The 19,067-nt window shown below is 75.6% G+C and carries 12 protein-coding genes; 10 read left to right on the top strand and 2 right to left on the bottom strand.

The window, feature by feature from the left end; genetic code table 11:
- The 3 genes from BI06_RS53620 to BI06_RS17935 all read left to right on the top strand — a co-directional run.
- A partial coding sequence (locus BI06_RS53620) for a UrvD/REP family ATP-dependent DNA helicase (protein ID WP_043469105.1) occupies nt 1-1,811 on the top strand: 1,811 nt, incomplete at its 5' end.
- 115 nt (nt 1,812-1,926) lie between these two features.
- Nucleotides 1,927-5,175, top strand: a complete 3,249-nt coding sequence (locus BI06_RS17940) for an ATP-dependent DNA helicase (RefSeq protein ID WP_043469868.1) — start codon at nt 1,927-1,929, stop codon at nt 5,173-5,175.
- Between the two features lie 190 nt (nt 5,176-5,365).
- Nucleotides 5,366-6,646 carry a PP2C family protein-serine/threonine phosphatase gene (locus BI06_RS17935; protein ID WP_051741214.1) on the top strand — a complete coding sequence of 427 codons (1,281 nt, stop codon included), beginning with the start codon at nt 5,366-5,368 and terminating at the stop codon, nt 6,644-6,646.
- A gap of 65 nt (nt 6,647-6,711) precedes the next feature.
- On the opposite strand, the gene BI06_RS17930 is transcribed toward BI06_RS17935, so the two are convergent.
- Nucleotides 6,712-7,683: an endonuclease/exonuclease/phosphatase family protein gene (locus BI06_RS17930; protein ID WP_063764178.1), complete on the bottom strand. Its 972-nt coding sequence runs from the start codon at nt 7,681-7,683 to the stop codon at nt 6,712-6,714.
- Nucleotides 7,684-7,906: 223 nt separating this feature from the next.
- Between BI06_RS17930 and BI06_RS17925 the strand changes: the two genes are divergently transcribed.
- From BI06_RS17925 to BI06_RS17900, 6 genes are all read left to right on the top strand, one after another.
- The gene (locus BI06_RS17925) at nt 7,907-8,554 is read left to right on the top strand and encodes a PadR family transcriptional regulator (RefSeq protein WP_030392927.1); all 648 of its coding nucleotides are present in this window, start codon (nt 7,907-7,909) and stop codon (nt 8,552-8,554) included.
- 102 nt (nt 8,555-8,656) lie between these two features.
- Nucleotides 8,657-9,427, top strand: a complete 771-nt coding sequence (locus tag BI06_RS17920; protein WP_030392926.1) for an ABC transporter ATP-binding protein — start codon at nt 8,657-8,659, stop codon at nt 9,425-9,427.
- The gene (locus BI06_RS17915; RefSeq protein WP_043469102.1) at nt 9,424-12,300 is read left to right on the top strand and encodes an FtsX-like permease family protein; all 2,877 of its coding nucleotides are present in this window, start codon (nt 9,424-9,426) and stop codon (nt 12,298-12,300) included. The genes BI06_RS17920 and BI06_RS17915 overlap by 4 nt, the downstream gene beginning before the upstream one ends.
- A gap of 184 nt (nt 12,301-12,484) precedes the next feature.
- A complete protein-coding gene (locus BI06_RS17910; RefSeq protein ID WP_030392924.1) occupies nt 12,485-13,897 on the top strand; it encodes a dipeptidase in 1,413 nt (470 codons plus the stop codon).
- 90 nt (nt 13,898-13,987) lie between these two features.
- Nucleotides 13,988-14,938, top strand: a complete 951-nt coding sequence (nudC, locus tag BI06_RS17905; RefSeq protein WP_051741211.1) for an NAD(+) diphosphatase — start codon at nt 13,988-13,990, stop codon at nt 14,936-14,938.
- Between the two features lie 335 nt (nt 14,939-15,273).
- A complete protein-coding gene (locus BI06_RS17900) occupies nt 15,274-16,128 on the top strand; it encodes a GntR family transcriptional regulator (RefSeq protein WP_043469099.1) in 855 nt (284 codons plus the stop codon).
- A gap of 84 nt (nt 16,129-16,212) precedes the next feature.
- Here the strand turns inward: BI06_RS17900 and BI06_RS17895 are convergent, their stop codons facing one another.
- Complete coding sequence (locus BI06_RS17895) at nt 16,213-16,470, bottom strand: mycoredoxin (RefSeq protein ID WP_030392921.1); 258 nt, start codon at nt 16,468-16,470, stop codon at nt 16,213-16,215.
- A 280-nt stretch (nt 16,471-16,750) separates the two neighbouring features.
- Between BI06_RS17895 and BI06_RS17890 the strand changes: the two genes are divergently transcribed.
- Nucleotides 16,751-19,018, top strand: coding sequence for an ATP-dependent DNA helicase UvrD2 (locus BI06_RS17890; RefSeq protein ID WP_082558528.1), 2,268 nt, complete (start codon nt 16,751-16,753; stop codon nt 19,016-19,018).
- The last annotated feature ends 49 nt before the right edge of the window (nt 19,019-19,067 follow it).

Below are 19,067 nucleotides of genomic sequence, written 5' to 3'. Positions count from 1 at the left end.
CCGCCGTCCCCCGCCCGGCCGGCGAGCTGCTCCGCGAGGCCCTCGCCGAACCCGAGCGACTCGCCGTGCTGGACACCCCCTACGCCCGCCGCGCCCACGCCCTCGGCAGTCTGCTGCGCAAGGTCCGCGAGGCCCTCGCCGGCGGCTGCACCGCCGAGGACGCCCTCTGGCAGCTCTGGGAGGGCTCCCGCCGCTGGCGCGAACGCCTGGAACGCGCCGCCCTGCGCGGTGGCGCCGTCGGCCGCAACGCCGACCGGGACCTCGACGCCGTCTGCGCCCTGTTCGAGACCGCCGCCCGCGCCGAGGAGCAGGTCACCGGCCACCGCGGCGCCCTCGACCTGCTCGCCGAGCTGGAGGCCCAGGACATCGCGGCCGACACCCTCACCGTGCGGGCCGTGCGCCCCGAGGCGGTCCGGCTGATGACCGCCCACCGGGCCAAGGGCCTGGAGTGGCGGCTCGTCGTGGTGGCCGGCGTCCAGGACGGCCTCTGGCCCGACCTGCGCCGCCGCGGCTCCCTGCTGGAGGCCGACCGGATCGGCCGCGACGGCCTCGCCGAGCCCCTCACCCCCGCCGCCCTGCTCGCAGAGGAACGCCGCCTCTTCTACGTCGCCGCCACCCGGGCCAAGGACCGGCTGGTCGTCACCGCCGTCAAGGCCCCCGCCGACGACGGCGACCAGCCGTCCCGCTTCCTGCGCGAGCTCTACCGCGAGGACGTCGACCCCAGGACCGGCCGGGTGCTGCGCCGCACCCCGGCCGTCACCGTCGAGGACGTCACCCACCGCCCGCGCCGCCCGCTCGCCGTGCCCGCGCTGGTCGCCGAGCTGCGCGCGGTCACCGTCGACCCCACCCGCTCGCCCGAGCTGCGCCGCGCCGCCGCCGAACGGCTCGCCACCCTCGCCCTCGCCACCGACGAGGAGGGCCGCCCGCTCGTCCCGGCCGCCCGCCCCGAGGCCTGGTGGGGCCTGGACGACGCCACCGCCGCCCCCGCCCCGCTGCGCGACGCCGCGCTGCCGGTGCGGCTGTCCGGCAGCGGCCTGGAACAGCTGGAGAGCTGCTCGCTCCAGTGGTTCCTCGACAAGGAGGTCAAGGCCCGCGGCACCTCCTCCGCCGCGCAGGGCTTCGGGAACGTGGTGCACGCCCTCGCCGACGAGGTCGGCTCCGGCCGCACCCCCGCCGACCTCGCCGTCCTGATGGAACGCCTGGACACCGTGTGGGACGCGCTCGCCTTCGACGCGCCGTGGAAGTCCCAGCAGGAGAAGTCCGAGGCCCGCGACGCCCTGGAGCGCTTCCTCACCTGGCACGTGATGGCCCGCGGCCGCGACGTGGTCGCCACCGAGCACGGCTTCGACGTCACCCTCGACGCCGGCGGCGTCCAGGTGCGGATCCGCGGCTCGATGGACCGGGTCGAGCAGGACGAGGCCGGCCGCGCCTACGTGGTCGACTTCAAGACCGGCAAGCAGACGCCCACCGACAAGTCCCTGCCCGACCACAAGCAGCTCGCCGTCTACCAGCTCGCCGTCCGCTCCGGCGCGCTCAACGGGCTGCCCGGCTTCGACGCGGCCGGCGCCGCCGAGTCCGGCGGCGCCGAACTCGTCCAGCTCCGCAAGCCCGACAAGACCGTCCCCGAGGCGCCCAAGGTGCAGCGGCAGGACCCGCCCGACGGCGAGCCGTGGATCGAGAACCTGCTCGCCGACGCCGCCGGGCGGATCCTCGCCGAACGCTTCGTCCCGCAGACCGGCGGAGGCTGCGACCGCTGCACCTTCCGGCGCAGCTGCTCCGCCCAGCGCGAGGGCGTCCAGGTGGTCGAGTAGGCCCGTCCTTCCGCCCCCGCGACCCGCGCGGCGGCCGCGCGGCGTGGCCCTCGCAACACGTGGCCGTCGCCACAGCGGGGCCCGGGCTGTCGGCGGCCCCCGTTACCGTTGCGTGGTGACCGCCGTGCTCAGCCATCCCGAACAGCTCAAGGAGCTGCTGGGCATCCCCTTCAACCGGGAGCAGATCGCGGCGATCGGCGCCCCGCTGCGGCCCGCCGTCATCGTGGCCGGCGCCGGCTCAGGCAAGACCACCGTGATGGCCGCCCGGGTCGTCTGGCTGGTCGGCTCCGGTGCCGTCCGCCCCGAGCAGGTCCTCGGCCTCACCTTCACCAACAAGGCCGCCGGCGAGCTCGCCGAGCGCGTCCGCTCCGCCCTGCGCCAGGCCGGGGTCGGGCAGCCCCCGGCGGACGACGGCCACTTCGCCGGCCCCGCCGACGAGGACCTCGGCGAACCCGAGATCTCCACCTACCACGCCTTCGCCGGCCGCCTCCTCAAGGAGCACGGCCTGCGCATCGGCATCGAGCCCGACGTCCGGCTGCTCGCCGACGCCACCCGCTTCCAGCTCGCCGCCAAGGTGCTGCGCACCGCCCGGGGCCCGTTCCCCGCCCTCACCGGCACCTTCACCGGCCTGGTCGCCGACCTCACCGCGCTGGACGGAGAACTCGCCGAGCACCTCGTCACGCCGGAGCGGCTGCGCGCCCACGACGAGGACCTGCTCGACGCCCTGGTCGGCGTCCGGCTCGGCAACGAGGACCTGCGGGCGGTGCCCGCCACCGCCCGGGCCCGGCTGGAACTGCTGCGCCTGGTCGAGGACTACCGGCGCCGCAAGAGCGCCGCCGGGCTGATGGACTTCGGCGACCAGATCGCCGCCGCCGCCCGGCTCGCCCAGCAGCGCCCGGAGGTCGGCGCCCTGCTGCGGGACCAGTACCGGGTGGTGCTGCTCGACGAGTACCAGGACACCTCCGTCGCCCAGCGGCTGATGCTGGCCGGCCTGTTCGGCGCCGGCCCGGACGGCACCGCCCCAGGCCACCCCGTCACCGCGGTCGGGGACCCCTGCCAGGCCATCTACGGCTGGCGCGGCGCCTCCGTCGCCAACCTCGACGACTTCCCGCGCCACTTCCCCGCCGCCGACGGCACCCCCGCCGACCGGTACGCGCTCAGCGAGAACCGCCGCAGCGGCGGCCGGCTGCTCGCCCTCGCCAACGGGCTGGCCGCGCCGCTGCGCGCCATGCACGAGGGCGTCGAGGCGCTGCGCCCCGCCCCCGGGGCCGAACTCGACGGCCGGGTGCGGGCCGCGCTGCTGCCCACCCACGCCGAGGAGATCGACTGGCTCGCCGACGAGATCGCCCACCTGGTGCGCACCGGTACCGCCCCCGGCCGGATCGCTGTGCTGTGCCGGGGCGGCGCGGCCTTCCCCGACGTGCACGCCGCGCTGGTCGCCCGCGAGGTGCCGGTCGAGGTGGTCGGCCTCGGCGGGCTGCTCCACCTGCCCGAGGTGGCCGACCTGGTCGCGGTGTGCGAGGTGCTCCAGGACCCGACCGCCAATGCCGCGCTGGTCCGGCTGCTGATCGGCCCGCGCTGGCGGATCGGCCCGCGCGACCTCGCGCTGCTCGGCCGGCGCGCCGCCGAACTCGTCCGCACCGCCCGGCCCGAGGGGGTGGAGCCGCTCGCCGCCGCCGTCGCCGAGACCGACCCCACCGAGGTGGTCTCGCTCGCCGACGCCCTGGAGAGCTTCCTCGACGGCGAGGAGCCCGAGGACCCGGACGCCCCGGCGTTCTCCGCCGAGGCCCGGATCCGCTTCGCCCGGCTCGCCCGCGAGCTGCGGGAGCTGCGCCGCTCGCTCGCCGAACCGCTGATGGACGTGCTGCACCGGGTGCTCGCCGTCACGGGCCTGGAGGTGGAACTCGCCGCCTCCCCGCACGCGCTCGCCGCCCGCCGCCGGGAGACCCTGCACGCCTTCCTCGACGTCGCCGCCTCCTTCTCCGACCTCGACGGCGACCCGGGCCTGGCCGCCTTCCTCGGCTTCCTGCGCGCCGCCCAGGAGCACGACCGGGGCCTGGACGCCGGCCTGCCCGGCGGCGAGGACACCGTCAAGGTCCTCACCGCGCACAAGTCCAAGGGCCTGGAGTGGGACGTCGTCGCGGTGCCCGGCCTGGTCAAGGGCGCCTTCCCGTCCTCGTCCCCGCGCGAGCGCTGGACCAGCGCCAAGCGGGTGCTGCCGCACGCCCTGCGCGGCGACGCCGCCACCCTGCCCGATGTGCGGGGCGGCTGGAACGCCAAGGCCATGAAGGAGTTCAGGGCGGCGCTGGCCGAGCACTCCGCCACCGAGGAACTGCGCCTCGGCTATGTCGCCTTCACCCGCCCCCGGGCCCTGCTGCTCGCCTCCGGCCACTGGTGGGGGCCCAGCCAGAAGACCCCGCGCGGCCCCTCCGCCTTCCTGGAGCAGCTGCGCGAGCACGCCGGACTCCCCGGCAACGGCGAGATCGACCGCTGGGCCGAGCCGCCCGCGGAGGGCGCCGAGAACCCGGCGCTCGCCGCGCCCGTCGAACGCCCCTGGCCGCTGCCGCTGGACCCGGCCGCCCAGCACGCCCGCCGCCGGGTCGCCGAGGTCGTGCACCAGCGCCTGGCCGGGCGGCCCGCCCCCGACCCCGGGCCGATGGCGCCCGAGGACCGCCGGCTGGTCGAGTCCTGGGACCGCGACCTCACCGCGCTGATAGGCGAGTTGGAGCGCTCCCGCGGCCGGGTGCGGGAGGTGCCGCTGCCGGCCTCGCTCTCCGCCACCCAGCTGCTGCGGCTGGCCGCCGACCCGGACGGCTTCGCGCACGACCTCGCCCGGCCGATGCCCCGCCCGCCGCAGCCCGCCGCCCGGCGCGGCACCCGCTTCCACGCCTGGGTGCAGTCGCGGATCGAACCGCTGATGCTGATCGGCCCGGGCGCGCTGCCCGGCGCCGACGACGACGGCATCGAGGACGAGCAGGACCTGGAGCGGCTGAAGGAGGCGTTCCTGCGCACCCCGTACGCCGACCGGGCGCCGCTGCGGGTCGAGGCGCCGTTCCAACTGGTGCTGGCGGGCCGGGTGGTGCGCGGCCGGATCGACGCGGTCTACCGTGACGGTGACGACGGGTCAGAAATCGGCGGCGCGTCACGCTACGAAGTGGTGGACTGGAAGACGCACCGCGAGGAGACCGCCGACCCGCTCCAACTCGCCGTGTACCGACTGGCGTGGGCCGAACAGGCCGGCGTTCCACTGGAGCAGGTCACGGCCTCGTTCCTGTACGTCCGGAGCGGTCGGATCGAACAACCCGCAGGACTTCCCGACCGAAAAGAGTTGGAACGGCTCCTGATCGGGAACAGTGAAGAATGAGTCACAGAGAGCATTCAAGTCATCACGGCATCGGGCGAAACCTGTGCGTAGTGCACGTTTCGCGCCTATTGTGGGGTCGGTAACCGGTCAACCCCCGTGCTCCGGCCGCCAGCGAGGCCCGTATTCCCTAACCCTCAGTCATCACCGCAGGTGCCCCCGGGCATCCGCGTCTTCTGCTGGAGAACCGAAGTTGAGCGCGACCGGATGGATCAGAGAACGGTTCGCCGGGCCGACCCCGGGAACCGCACCCGGCGCGACCGGCACCTGGCCGAGGACGGCGCTGTCGCTGCCGTTCATCGGTATGGCGCTGGTCGTCGTCCTCGACTACTTCACCGACGCCGCGGTGACCGTCGAACCGGCGCTCACCGCCGTCCCCGCGCTGGCCGCCGTGGTCAGCCGACGCACCTGGTACCCCCTCGCCATCGGCGCCTGCACCGAGGTCGCCGCCTTCGTCATGGCCGTGCGCAACGACGTGCTCGCCGAGTCCGTGCACAGCGCCACCGTCTTCGCCATCGTCCTCGTCGCCGTGATCAGCTGGGTCAGCGCCACCCTGAGGCTGCGCCAGGAGCGCCTCCTCGCCGACGCCCAGCTGGTCGCCTCCATCGCCCGGCGCGTCCTGCTGCGCCCGGTCCCCGACCGGGTCGGCACCGTCCGCGCCGCCGTCCACTACGCGGCCGCCGCCGCCCACGCCCGCATCGGCGGCGACCTCTACGAAGTCGTCAACACCCGGCACGGCGTGCGCGCCGTCGTCGGCGACGTGCGCGGCAAGGGCCTCGGCGCCGTCGAGACCGCCGCCGCCGTGCTCGGCGCCTTCCGTGAGGCCGCCCACCAGGAGGCCGCCCTCGACAAGGTCGCCGGCTGGCTCGCCGACAGCCTCGACCGCGCCCTGCACGAGAACGACCACCCCGGCGTCGAGGAGGAGTTCGTCACCCTCGTCCTGATCGGCGTCGGCCCCGACGGCACCGCCGAGATCGTCAACTGCGGCCACCCCGCCCCGCTGCTGCTGCGCGGCGGCGAGGCCGTCCGTCCGCTCGAACTCGCCGAGACGGTGCCCCCGCTCGGCGTGCTCGACCCCGCCGATGTCCGGCCCCCGGTGCACCGGGTCCCGCTCCGCCCCGGCGACCGGGTCCTGCTCTTCACCGACGGCGTCATCGAGGCCCGCGACCGGGCCGGCGTCTTCTACCCGCTCGCCGAACGCTTCCCCCGGCACGCCGACGGCGGACCCGTCGAGGTGCTGCACCGCCTGCACGAGGACGTCGTGCGCCACGTCGGACGCCAGCTCGGCGACGACGCGGCCATGCTGCTCCTCCAGTACGACCCGCCGCCGGTCACCGACCGGCCCGCCGTCGCCATCGCCGCCGCGGCCGCCCCGGCCCCGGCCGACTCCGGCGGGCAGCCCGCCCCGCCGGCCCCGCGCGCGCCGTCCGTCCCGCACGTCCCGCAGCAGAACGCCCATCTCTCCCGGCAGTGAGGCTGGCCAGGGCCTCTCCTTCGGATCCCGGCGGCGACAGCCTGGCGTGATCCGAAGGAGAGGGCCTACAACGAGACCCGGACCACCAGCGGGCGGTGGTCCGACACCGCCGTGCGGGGCGCCGTCGCCGGGCCCACCGCCGTCCGCGGCACCCCCACCGCCAGCACGTGGTCGAACTGCACCGCCGGCCGGTGCGAGGGGTAGGTGGGGGTGCGCGCCAGGTCGTACCAGCCCGAGAGCCGCGGCCGGGGCTCCCGCACCCGCCGCCGGCGCGGCTCCACCAGCGCCGGCCGGGCCCGCCGGGCCGCCCGCAGCTCCCGCACCCGCGCCCGGGGCACCGACCGCTCCAGCGCGCTCGCCCCGCCCAGCACCGTGCGCGGCACCGCGCCCACCAGGTTGAAGTCCCCCAGCACCAGGTACGGCTGCGGCAGGTCGGCGATCCACCGGCGGATCGCCGCCAGCTGCGCCATGTTCCAGCCGGGGACGAACGACAGGTGCGCCGCGACCACGGTGAACGGCCCCCGCTCGCCCTCCAGCACCGCCGCCAGCGCGGCGCGCGGCTCGTCCGGAACGGGCGTCAGTCCGCGCCGTCCGGCCACCCGCAGCGGGAGTCCGAACGGCGCCGGAGCGAACCGGCGGGCCCGCCAGTGCAGCACCGGCAGCCGGGTCAGCAGCGCGGTGCCGTAGGCGGGCGGTGCCTGCGCGCCGAGGTCGGCCGGCCCGTACACCTGGATCCCGGCGGGCGCGGAGGGCTCCGGCAGCCAGCCGGCCACCGGCGCGGGGCGGCCGTGCAGGGCCGCGGCGAAGCGCCAGTCGGCGGCGCCCATCGCGGCGGCGGCGACGGCGGCCTGGTCGGTGCCGCCGGAGCGGGCCTGGTGCCGGTCCACCTCCTGGAGCGCCAGCACGTCGGCGTCCAGTGCGGCCACCGCCTCCGCGAGCGGTGCCCCGGGGTCGGGCGGGAAGGGGCGCGGGGCGCCGTCGGGGGCCAGCGGTCGGCCGTGCAGCAGGTTGAAGGTGGCGATGCGCAACTGGCTCACGCGGTACGACGTTACCGGTCGCCGTCGGCCCGCCCGCGTCGGCTCCCGTCCGGGGTCCTTCGCGGGGGCTCCTGGCAGGGCTTCCGTCCGGGGCTTCCGTCCGGTGCTCCTGGCAGGGCTCCTGGCAGGGCTCCTGGCAGGGCTTCCGCGCAGGGCTTTGTCGCCGGGCGCCCCTCGGGGTCCCGGCTTGACCCGTCGAGCATACCGGGTATACATACTCGGTATGTCCATCCGCCACGGCCTGCTCGCCCTGCTCGACCAGGGGCCGCGCTACGGCTACCAGCTGAGAACCGAGTTCGAGGCGCGCACCGGCGCCACCTGGCCGCTGAACGTCGGCCAGGTCTACACCACCCTGGCCCGACTGGAACGCGACGGCCTGGTCGTCCCCGCCGGGGAGGACGAGGAGGGCCACCAGTTCTACGAGGCCACCGAAGCCGGCCGCGCCGAACTGCGGACCTGGTTCGACACCCCGGTGCCGCGCACCAACCCGCCCCGGGACGAACTCGCCATCAAGCTCGCGATGGCCGTCACCGTCCCCGGCGTCGACGTGCCCGCGGTCGTCCAGGGCCAGCGCCGGCACAGCATCAAGGCGCTCCAGGACTACACCCGGCTCAAGGCCCGCGCCCTGGCCGGCGAGAGCCGGCCAGGCGGGCCCGAGCAGCCCGGGGCCGACCTGGCCTGGCTGCTCGTCCTCGAACAGCTGATCTTCCAGACCGAGGCCGAGGTCCGCTGGCTCGACCACTGCGAGACCCGGCTCGCCCAGCACGCGGAGGCGGAGCAGGCCCGCGCGGCCGAGAAGCGCGCCGCCGGGGCGGGTGACGGCGCGGCGGCCGCGCCCGCCCGTTTCGGCCGCCGCCGCAGCAAGGCCTGACACCTGCCCGTACCACTGGGCCCGCACCGAACCGGCTTGAACCCGAACCACCGGCCCGACCGCCGCCACCGCGCGACGGGCCCCACCACAGCAGGGGGAACCGTGTCCCACACCGATCCGACCAGGAGCGGCGACGCCGTCCTGCACCTGGACAACGTCACCCGCGTCCACGGCCAGGGCGCCGGCGAGGTCCAGGCGCTGCGCGGCGTCGACCTCAAGGTCCGCCCCGGCGAGTTCGTCGCCGTCATGGGCCCGTCCGGCTCCGGCAAGTCCACCCTGCTGACCCTCGCCGGCGGCCTCGACACCCCCAGCACCGGCCAGGTGCTGGTCGAGGGCGTCGCCCTCGGCGGCCTCGACCGCAAGCGGCTCGCCGAGGTCCGCCGCCGCTCCGTCGGCTACGTCTTCCAGGACTACAACCTGATACCGGCCCTCACCGCCGCCGAGAACATCTCCCTGCCGCGCGAGCTCGACGGCCTGTCCGCCCGCGCCGCCCGCCGCGAGGCCCTCGTCGCCCTGGAGGAGCTCGGCATCCCCGAGCTCGCCGACCGCTTCCCCGACGACATGTCCGGCGGCCAGCAGCAGCGCGTCGCCATCGCCCGCGCCCTGATCGGCGACCGCCGCCTCGTCCTCGCCGACGAGCCCACCGGCGCCCTCGACTCCACCACCGGCGAGTCCGTGCTCGCCGTCCTGCGCGCCCGCTGCGACGCCGGCGCCGCCGCCATGATGGTCACCCACGAACCCCGGCACGCCGCCTGGGCCGACCGGGTCGTCTTCCTGCGCGACGGCCGGATGGTCGACGAGAGCGCCAGCCAGGACGCCGGCAGCCTCCTCCTCGCCGCCGCCACCAACGCGAAGGGCCCGGTGGCGGAGTGAAGCTCAGTTCCTGGCGGGTCGCCCTGCGCATCGCCCGCCGCGACGCCCTGCGCGCCAAGGGCCGCAGCGCCCTCGTCGTCGCCATGGTCGCGCTGCCCGTGCTCGGCGTCGCCGGCGCCGACGTGGTCTTCCGCAGCGCCGACCTCGACCCGGCCGAGAAGGTCGTCCGCGCCATGGGCCAGTCCGCGGCCGAGCTGCGGATCCTCGACCGCGGCGCCGTCGTGCTCCAGGCCCCGAACCCGGAGGAGGACTTCCACGTCACCGACGCCTCGGAGACCAAGAAGGAGAACGGGCAGCCCGCCTACACCCCCGAGCAGCGGCTCAGCCTCGACACCGACCCCGCCGAGCTCGCTCGCCGGCTCCTGCCCGGCGCCACCCTGGTGCCGTTCCGCGAGGGCCCCTACACCGCCACCACCACCGCCGAGGGCCTCACCAACGTCCGGATCACCGAGGCGGACCTCGCCGACCCGGTCTGGCGCGGCCGCTACGACATCGTCAAGGGCCGTGCTCCCAGCGCCGACCACGAGGTGGCCGCCAGCCAGGAGTTCCTGAACACCTCCGGGCTGCGGATCGGCGACCGCACCGCGCCCCGCGGTCTGGAATCCACCCCCTTCACCATCACCGGTGTCGCCGAGTACCCCGGCGACCTGCGCACCGCCGTCCTGTACGCCCGCCCGGGCGCCGTGCTCGACAAGCTGCCGAGCAACGGTCCCCGCGCCGGCGCGAGCTCGGTGAGCGAGGGTGTCAGCCGCTGGCTGGTCAAGCTCCCCGCCGGGGCCGGCGTCGACTGGCCCAAGGTGGTGGAGCTCAACAAGTACGGCTTCGTCGCCTCCTCGCGCGCCGTGCTGCTCGACCCGCCGGCCCGCTCCGAGGTGCCGTTCTACGCCTACCAGGACAGCCAGGGCGGCAGCAGCGGCCGCACCCCCTTCTTCGACCGCACCGCCGTCGTCGTCCTCGGCACCGTGGTCGGCATGGCCCTGCTGGAGATCGTCCTGCTGGCCGGCCCCGCCTTCGCGGTCGGTGCCCGCCGCTCCCGCCGCCAGCTCGGCCTGCTCGCCGCCGGCGGCGGCGACCGCGCCCAGGTGCGGGCCGTCGTCCTCGGCGGCGGTGTCGTGCTCGGCCTGACCGGCGCCGTCGTCGGCCTGGCCGGCGGCATCGGCCTGGTCGCCCTGCTCCGCACCCGCGCCGAGGAGTCCGCCGGCCAGCGCTTCGGCCACTTCGACCTGCAGCCGCTCGACCTGCTGGGCATCCTGCTCATCGGCCTCGTGACCGGTCTGCTCGCCGCCGTCGTGCCCGCCGTCCAGGCCTCCCGGCAGGACGTCGTCGCCGCCCTCACCGGGCGCGACAACCTCAAGCCGCCGAGCCGCAAGCTCGCCCTGCTCGGTCTGCTGATGCTCGGCGGCGGCTCCGCCCTCGCCCTGCTCGGCGCCACCGGCGGCTTCGGCAGCCGCTCGCTCGCCGTCCTCGGCGGCTCCGCGATCGCCGAGCTCGGCATGGTCGCCCTCACCCCCTACCTGGTCGGCCTCTTCGGCCGGATCGGCCGCTGGCTGCCGCTCGGCCCCCGCCTCGCCCTGCGCGACTCCGTCCGCCACCGCGGCCGCACCGCCCCCGCCGTCGCCGCCGTCATGGCCGCCGTGGCCGGCAGTGTCGCCGTCGGCGTCTACGTCGCCAGCAGCGACGAGGAGCACCGCCGCGAGTACGTGGCCGCCGGTCCCGCCAACGCCGTCATCCTGTCCAGCGGCTGGGGCGCCGCCTCCGACGGCTCGATGCTGGCCCAGCAGCGCGGCGCCGTGCAGAACTCCGTCCCCGGCCTCGGCGTCCGCGCCGACGTCCAGCGGGTCAACTACCTGGGCGACTGCCGGGCCAACGGCCAGAGCTGCGGCCGCGTCGCGGTGGCCCTGCCCGAGGAGCGGCAGTGCCCGATCTGGGGCAAGGGCCGCCGCAGCCTCAGCGAGGAGGAGATCGCCCGGCTCGGCCGTGAGGACCAGCGCTGCAAGGAGCGCACGATCACCCGGGGCAACAGCTTCGGCTCCGTCCAGTCCGGCGACGCCGCCCTGCTGCGCAACCTCTACAACGTCACCGACCCGGCCGCCGGGCAGGCGATCGCCGAGGGCAAGGCCGTCGTCTTCGACGAGCGCTACCTCAAGGACGGCAAGGTCGCCCTCGAGCTCACCGAGCCCTACCCGGACGGCCCGATGGACGCGGACTTCGAGCCCGCCTCGCGCACCGTCACCCTCGACGCCGTGCTCGTCGGCGGCCAGGCCAACGTCGGCGGAACCGCCGTGGTCAGTGCCGAGACCGTGCACCGGCTCGGCCTCACCAGCAGTGACGCGGGCTCCGTCTGGCTGCCCGACACCGCGCCCGCCGACGCCGCCGAGCAGCGGGCCCGCGCGGCCCTCGCCAAGCTGTCCGACGGCATCGAGTTCGACATCGAGCGCGGCTACCGCTCCCCGGGTGACCTGATCAGCCTCGGGCTCACCGCGTTCGCCGGTCTCGTCGCCCTCGGCGCCGCCGGCATCGCCACCGGCCTCGCCGCCGCCGACTCCCAGCGCGACCTCACCACCCTGGCCGCCGTCGGCGCCGCGCCCCGGATCCGGCGCACCCTCTCCGGGTTCCAGTGCGGGGTCATCGCCGCCATGGGCGCCCTGCTCGGAGCCGTCGCGGGCATCGTGCCCGCCGTCGCCCTGCGCAAGGTCGAGGCCGCCGCGTCGGTCTACCCCGGGATGAGCCTCCAGGAGGAAGCGGCGAAGGGCATCGTGGTGTTCCCCTGGCTCAACATCGGGGTGACGGTGGTCGTGCTGCCGCTGCTCGCGGTGGCGCTGGCCGCGCTGCTCACCCGCTCGCGGATCTCGCTGCTGCGCCGCTCCGGCTGATCCCGCGCCGTCCTTCCCGCTGTTCCCGCTGTTCCCGCTGTTCCGTCGACCGTTCTGTCGACCCGTCGCCCCCGGCGCCGCTCCCCGCGCGCGTCCGGGGGTGACGGACGTTACAGGCCCCTGGGTGCCCACCCAGCGGGACCGGGGCCGCTGCGGGGTGCCCGGGCGAACTAAAGTCGTCGGTATGACGAGAACCCCGGACAGCGTCGTCCGCTCCTTCATCGACCAGCACCAGGCCGCCTTCCTCGCGGACCTCGCCGACTGGCTGCGCATCCCCTCGGTGTCCGCCGACCCCGGCCGGGCCGCGGACGTGCGGCGCTCCGCCGAGTGGCTGGCCGCCAAGCTGCGCGACACCGGCTTCCCGGTGGCCGAGGTGTGGGAGACGGACGGCCTGCCGGCGGTCTTCGCCGAGTGGCCCTCCGGGGACCCGTCCGCGCCGACCGTGCTCGTCTACGGGCACCACGACGTGCAGCCCGCCGCCCGCGAGGACGGCTGGGCGACCGACCCGTTCGAGCCGACCGTGGTCGGCAACCGGCTGTACGCCCGGGGCGCCGCCGACGACAAGGGCCAGGTCTTCTTCCACACCCTCGGGGTGCGGGCCCACCTGGCCGCCACCGGCCGCACCGCGCCGGCCGTCAACCTCAAGCTGCTCGTCGAGGGCGAGGAGGAGTCCGGCTCGCCGCACTTCGCCGAGCTGGTCCGCCGCGAGGCCGACCGGCTGGCCGCCGACGTCGTCATCATCTCGGACACCGGCATGTGGTCCGAGACCACGCCGACCGTCTGCACCGGCATGCGCGGCCTCGCGGACGCCCAGATCGACCTGTACGGGCCGGACACCGACATCCACTCCGGCTCCTTCGGCGGCGCCGTGCCCAACCCGGCCGCCGTCGCCGCCGAGCTGGCCGCCGGCCTGCACGACGCCGACCACCGGGTCGCCGTCCCCGGCTTCTACGACGGCGTGGTCGAGCTGACCGACCGCGAGCGCGAGCTGTTCGCCGAGCTGCCCTTCGACGAGGCCGCCTGGCTGAAGGTCGCCAAGTCCTACGGCACCCGCGGCGAGGCCGGCTACTCCACCCTGGAGCGGATCTGGGCCCGCCCGACCGCCGAGGTCAACGGCATCTGGGGCGGCTACACCGGCCCCGGCGGCAAGACCATCGTGCCCGCCTCGGCCCATCTGAAGCTGTCCTTCCGGCTGGTCGCCGGGCAGGAGGTGGAGAAGGTCCGCGAGGCCGTCCGCACCTGGGTGGCCGACCGGGTGCCCGAGGGCATCAGGTACGAGCTGGTCTTCCCGGGCGCGACCAGGCCCTGCCTGACCCCGCTCGACCACCCGGCCCTGCAGTCCACCGTCCGGGCGATGGGCCGGGCCTTCGAGCAGCGGATCCTGTTCACCCGTGAGGGCGGTTCCGGCCCCGCCGCGGACCTGCAGGACGTGCTCGGCGCGCCGGTGCTGTTCCTCGGCATCTCGGTGCCCTCGGACGGCTGGCACTCGGTGGACGAGAAGGTGGAGCTGGACCTGCTGGCCAAGGGCGTCGAGACCGCCGCCTACCTGTGGGCCGACCTCGCCGAGAACTGGCGGCCCGGCGGCGGGCAGGAGTGAATCGGCAGCGCGCGGCCGGGGCGGCGGCAGACGCCCGCCGTCCCGCCCGCGCCGCGCACCCGACCCGTCCGGAAGACTCATCACGTGGGGATGGAACAGTTGAGCACCGTGCCTGAGACCGAACACCCGTTGCACCTGGCGCTGGCCCGGGCCGGGGTGGACCGGGCGGCCCAGCACCGGGTCGACGAGCCCTGGCTGGCGGCCGCGTGGAGCCACCCGTCCACCAAGGTGCTGCCGATCGCCGGCGGCGAGGCGTTCGTGGTGGACAGCGGGCAGGGGACCGAGCTGGTCCTGCTGCCCTCCTTCGAGGCGCCGCAGACCGGCGACCGGTACTTCCTCGGCACCGACGAGGAGGGCGTCTCCTACTTCGCGCTGGCGGGCGAGAGCCTGCCGGGCCGGCTGGACGGCGACGCCCGTCCGGCCGGGCTGCGCGAGGTCGGCGCGCTGCTCTCCGACCGGGACGCCGGGCTGCTGGTGCACGCCGTCGCCCTGGAGCACTGGCACCGGCTGCACAGCTTCTGCTCGCGCTGCGGCCACCCGACCGAGAAGGCCGGCGCCGGGCACGTGCGGCGCTGCACCTCCTGCGCGGCCGAGCACTACCCGCGCACCGACCCGGCCGTGATCATGATGATCACCGACGAGCAGGACCGCTGCCTGCTCGGCCGGCAGGCGCTCTGGCCCGAGGGCCGCTGGTCGACGCTGGCCGGCTTCGTCGAGCCGGGGGAGTCGATCGAGCAGGCGGTCGTGCGCGAGGTGTTCGAGGAGGCCGGGGTGAAGGTCGCCGAGGTCTCCTACGTGGCCAGCCAGCCGTGGCCGTTCCCGTCCAGCCTGATGCTGGGCTTCCTGGGCAAGGCGCACCCGGACGGCACCGCGATCACCGTGGACGGGGAGGAGCTGGCGGAGGCGCGCTGGTTCTCCCGGGAGGAGCTGCGGGCCGGCATGGAGGCGGGGGAGATCCTGCCGCCGTCCGGGATCTCGATCGCCCGGCACCTGGTCGAGCTCTGGTACGGCGAGCCGCTGCCGACGGCGGCCCGCTGGTAGTTCCGGCGGCGGCCCCGCGGGGCCGGGGGTCCGGCGCCGGAGGCCGGAACTCGGGCCGGGTCTCGGGCCGGGTCTCGGGCCGGGTCTCGGGTAGGAACTCGGGTCGGAACTCGGGTCGGAACTCGGGGGTCGGAGCGTTCCACGGATTGGGGGCGCGCGGAGTTGATTCGCGCGCCCCCAATTTCCATTCCGAACCCGTCTCCCCAGGATGTTCGTAACCGGAGCGGCCCTGCCCGGAAGGGCCCCGGGGCACCGGTCGGACACTGTCACCGATCCCGGGCGACTTTGCCGCAAACGCCTGAAAGCCGCTCACCCGTCTCGCTACATTCACTCGGGTGACAATCCCCCGGGGCACCGCCCAATCCCCCAAATACCAGCGCCTCGCCGCGGACCTGCGCCGCCGCATCGCCGAGGGCGAGTTCACCACTGCGGCCGCGCTCCCGGTCGAGAGCGAGCTGGAGCGCCAGTACGGCGTCGCCCGCAACACCGTCCGCCTCGCCGTCGACGTCCTCGTCAACGAGGGCCGGCTCGTCCGGCTCCAGGGCAAGGGCACCTATCTGCGCGAGCACCCCGTGCTCGACCACCGCGCCTACGGGCCCGCCCCCCGGCTCGAACCGCAGGGCCCCGCCCCGCTGGACTGCCTGGCCACCCCCAGCGCCGTCTACCGGGGCGAGGCCGACGACAGCGGACGCGAACTCACCGTCGACTTCGAGATGATGATCGTCCGGGCCCGCGTCGACATCGCCGAGCGCCTCGGACTGCGCCCCGGCGAGGCCATCGTGGTCCGCCGCCAGCTGCGCCTGCTCGACCGCGAGCCGTACTCCATCGAGGAGAGCCACTACCGGGCCGGCCTCGCCGCCGGCACCCCGCTGATGGAACCCGACCAGATCGACGGCGGCGACGAGGCCGTGCTCGCCGCCCTCGGCCGCACCGAGGTGGGCGCCGTCGACCACCTGGTCGCCCGGATGCCGGGGCCCGAGGAGGCCCAGTGGTTCCAGGGCGGCCCCGGGGTGCCGCTGGTGGTCCAGACCCGGGTCACCTACGACCGGCGCGGGCCGGTCCGGGTCATCGAGACCCGCTACTCGGCCGACCGCAGCCGGCTGGTGTACGGGGTCGGCGACCTCGCCGCCCGGACTACGCTGCCCGCGCCCGCCGCCCCCGTCGACCCGGCCCGGGCCGACGCGCAGTGACCCGCGGGGCGGGCGCGCGCCGGCCGGGACGGCCGGGCACAGGGGCGCCGGGGGTCGGACCGACGGGCGTCGGACCGCCGGGCGTCAGGACGCCAGGGCCTTCTTCACCTGGAGCAGGCTCGGGTTGGTCATCACGACCCGCTCGCCGCCGGCGGTCGGCGTCACCAGCACGGTCGGCACGGTCTGGTTGCCGTTGTTCACCGACTCGACGAAGGACGCCGACGCCGGGTCCTCCTCGATGTTGATCTCGGTGTAGCCGATGCCCTCGCGCTCCAGCTGGCTCTTGAGTCGGTTGCAGTAGCCGCACCAGGTCGTGCTGTACATCGTCACGCTGCCGGACATCGAGGGGACTCCTTCGGATGGCGAATCGGGTGGAGAGGGGCGTGCGGACGCGAATGCGCGCGCGTACCGGTACCGCGTGCGTTCACGGCTCCGGGGGGACAACGTCCACCGCCCGACGGTCATTCCACCGCGTCGGTCCACGGCGGTCCCGGCGTACCGGCGCGCATCCCGAGGCACGCGCCCCGGGTGTGCCACCACCCGCCGTCCGCGCCGCGATCATCCGGCGATCGCACCGGGCTTGTGGACAACCCTGCCCGGGATGTCCGCCCGGGCTGAGAGGATGGAACGCATGCAGGAAGACCTCTTGAGCGGCAGCCCGTTCGACGGACACCAGGACGCGCACCGGACCGGCCACTCCGCCGCCGGCGGCCCCGACGCCGTCCTCGCCGGACTCGACCCCGAGCAGCGGGCCGTCGCCACCGCCCTGCACGGCCCCGTCTGCGTCCTCGCCGGCGCCGGGACCGGCAAGACCCGGGCCATCACCCACCGCATCGCCTACGGCGTGCGCAGCGGTGTCTACCAGCCGCAGCAGGTCCTCGCCGTCACCTTCACCGCCCGCGCCGCCGGCGAGATGCGCGGCCGCCTGCGCCAGCTCGGCGCCGAGGGCGTCCAGGCCCGCACCTTCCACGCCGCGGCGCTGCGCCAGCTCCACTACTTCTGGCCCCGCGCCATCGGCGGCCCCGTCCCGCAGTTGCTCGAGCGCAAGGTCCAGCTCGTCGCCGAGGCCGCCGGCCGCTGCGGCCTGCGCGTCCAGCGCACCGAGCTGCGCGACCTCACCGCCGAGATCGAGTGGGCCAAGGTCACCCAGACCGGCCCCGACGACTACCCCGCGGCCGTCGCCAAGTCCGGCCGCGAGGCCCCCCGCGACCCGGCCGAGACCGCCCAGGTCTACCGCGTCTACGAGGAGACCAAGAGCCGCCGCGGGAACATCGACTTCGAGGACGTCCTGCTGCTCACCGCGGCCATCCTGGAGGACCGCCCGGACATCGCCGACCAGGTCCGCGCCCAGTACCGGCACTTCACCGTCGACGAGTACCAGGACGTCTCCCCGCTCCAGCAGCGCCTCCTCGACCAGTGGACCGGCCCCGGCGGCGGCGCCAGCCTCTGCGTCGTCGGCGACGCCAGCCAGACCATCTACTCCTTCACCGGCGCCACCCCGGACTACCTGCTCGGCTTCCGGACCCGCCACCCCGAGGCCACCGTGGTCAAGCTGGTCCGCGACTACCGCTCCACCCCCCAGGTGGTCCACCTCGCCAACGGGCTGCTCGCGCAGGCCCGGGGCGAGGCCGCCCGCCACCGCCTCGAACTCGTCTCCCAGCGCGAGGCCGGCCCCGAGCCCCTCTACACCGAGTACGAGGACGAGCCCACCGAGGCCGAGACCACCGCCCGGCGGATCAAGGACCTCATCGCCGCCGGTGTGCGCGCCAGCGAGATCGCCGTCCTCTTCCGCACCAACGGCCAGTCCGAGGTCTACGAGCAGGCCCTCTCCGACCTCGCCGTCCCCTACCAGCTCAAGGGCGCCGAGCGGTTCTTCGAGCGCCCCGAGGTCCGGGACGCCGGGGTGCTGCTCCGCGGCGCGGCCCGGGCCGGCTCCGACCCCGTCACCGACGGCGCTCCCGACCTCGCGGGACAGGTCCGCGCCGTCCTCGCCGCCCGCGGTTTCACCCCCGAGCCCCCCGCCGGCTCCGGCGCGGTCCGGGACCGCTGGGAGTCCCTCGCCGCCCTGGTCCGGCTGGCCGAGGAGTTCGAGCGCGGCCGCGCCGCCGAGGGGCTGACCACCGACCTCGCCGCCTACGTCGCCGAACTCGACGCCCGCGCCGCCGCCCAGCACGCCCCCGCCGTCGAGGGCGTCACCCTGGCCTCCCTGCACGCCGCCAAGGGCCTCGAGTGGGACGCCGTGTTCCTCGTCGGCCTGACCGAGGGCACCCTGCCGATCATCTACGCCAAGACGGACGAGCAGGTCGAGGAGGAGCGCCGTCTCCTCTATGTGGGCGTCACCCGTGCCCGCAAGCACCTCACCCTCTCCTGGGCGCTCTCCCGCTCCCCGGGCGGCCGGGCCTCCCGCAAGCCCACCCGCTTCCTGGACGGGCTGCGGCCCGGCTCCAGCGCCCCCGGCAGCCGCCCCGCCGGGCGCGGCGGACGCGGCGGGGTCGAGGGCGGCGAGCGCTCCGCCGGGCGCCGGGTCCGCGGCCCGGTCACCTGCCGGGTCTGCGAGCGCGTCCTCACCGAGGCCGTCGAGCGCAAGCTCCGTCGCTGCGAGACCTGCCCCTCCACCATGGACGAGGCGCTCTACGAGCGGCTGCGGGAATGGCGCGCGGCCCAGGCCCGGGAGCAGGGCGCGCCCGCCTACGTGGTCTTCACCGACGCCACCCTGATGGCCATCGCCGAGGACGTCCCCGCCAACCGCCAGGAGCTGGCCGCGATCTCCGGGGTCGGGGCCATGAAGCTGGACAAATACGGGGCGGCCGTGCTCTCGTTGTGTGCGGGGGAGGAGCCCGAGGGGGATCCGGCGGACGTCATGGACGGTCAGTCGGACGAACCGGCCTGAGCCGGTCCGGGGCGATCACAGCCGGCGCCGGAGAGCGCCGAGGAGACCG

It is taken from the genome of Kitasatospora sp. MBT66, from assembly GCF_000710405.2.
Lineage (GTDB): Bacteria > Actinomycetota > Actinomycetes > Streptomycetales > Streptomycetaceae > Kitasatospora > Kitasatospora purpeofusca.
This window is presented reverse-complemented; position numbering and strand designations above follow the sequence as displayed.

Excerpts from the sequence above, each read along its gene's own strand:
- BI06_RS17925 (WP_030392927.1), top strand. The coding sequence starts at position 7,907 with ATGTCCATCCGCCACGGCCTGCTCGCCCTGCTCGACCAGGGGCCGCGC.
- BI06_RS17910 (WP_030392924.1), top strand. The coding sequence starts at position 12,485 with ATGACGAGAACCCCGGACAGCGTCGTCCGCTCCTTCATCGACCAGCAC.
- nudC (WP_051741211.1), top strand. The coding sequence starts at position 13,988 with ATGGAACAGTTGAGCACCGTGCCTGAGACCGAACACCCGTTGCACCTG.
- BI06_RS17895 (WP_030392921.1), bottom strand. The coding sequence starts at position 16,470 with ATGTCCGGCAGCGTGACGATGTACAGCACGACCTGGTGCGGCTACTGC.
- BI06_RS17890 (WP_082558528.1), top strand. The coding sequence starts at position 16,751 with ATGGAACGCATGCAGGAAGACCTCTTGAGCGGCAGCCCGTTCGACGGA.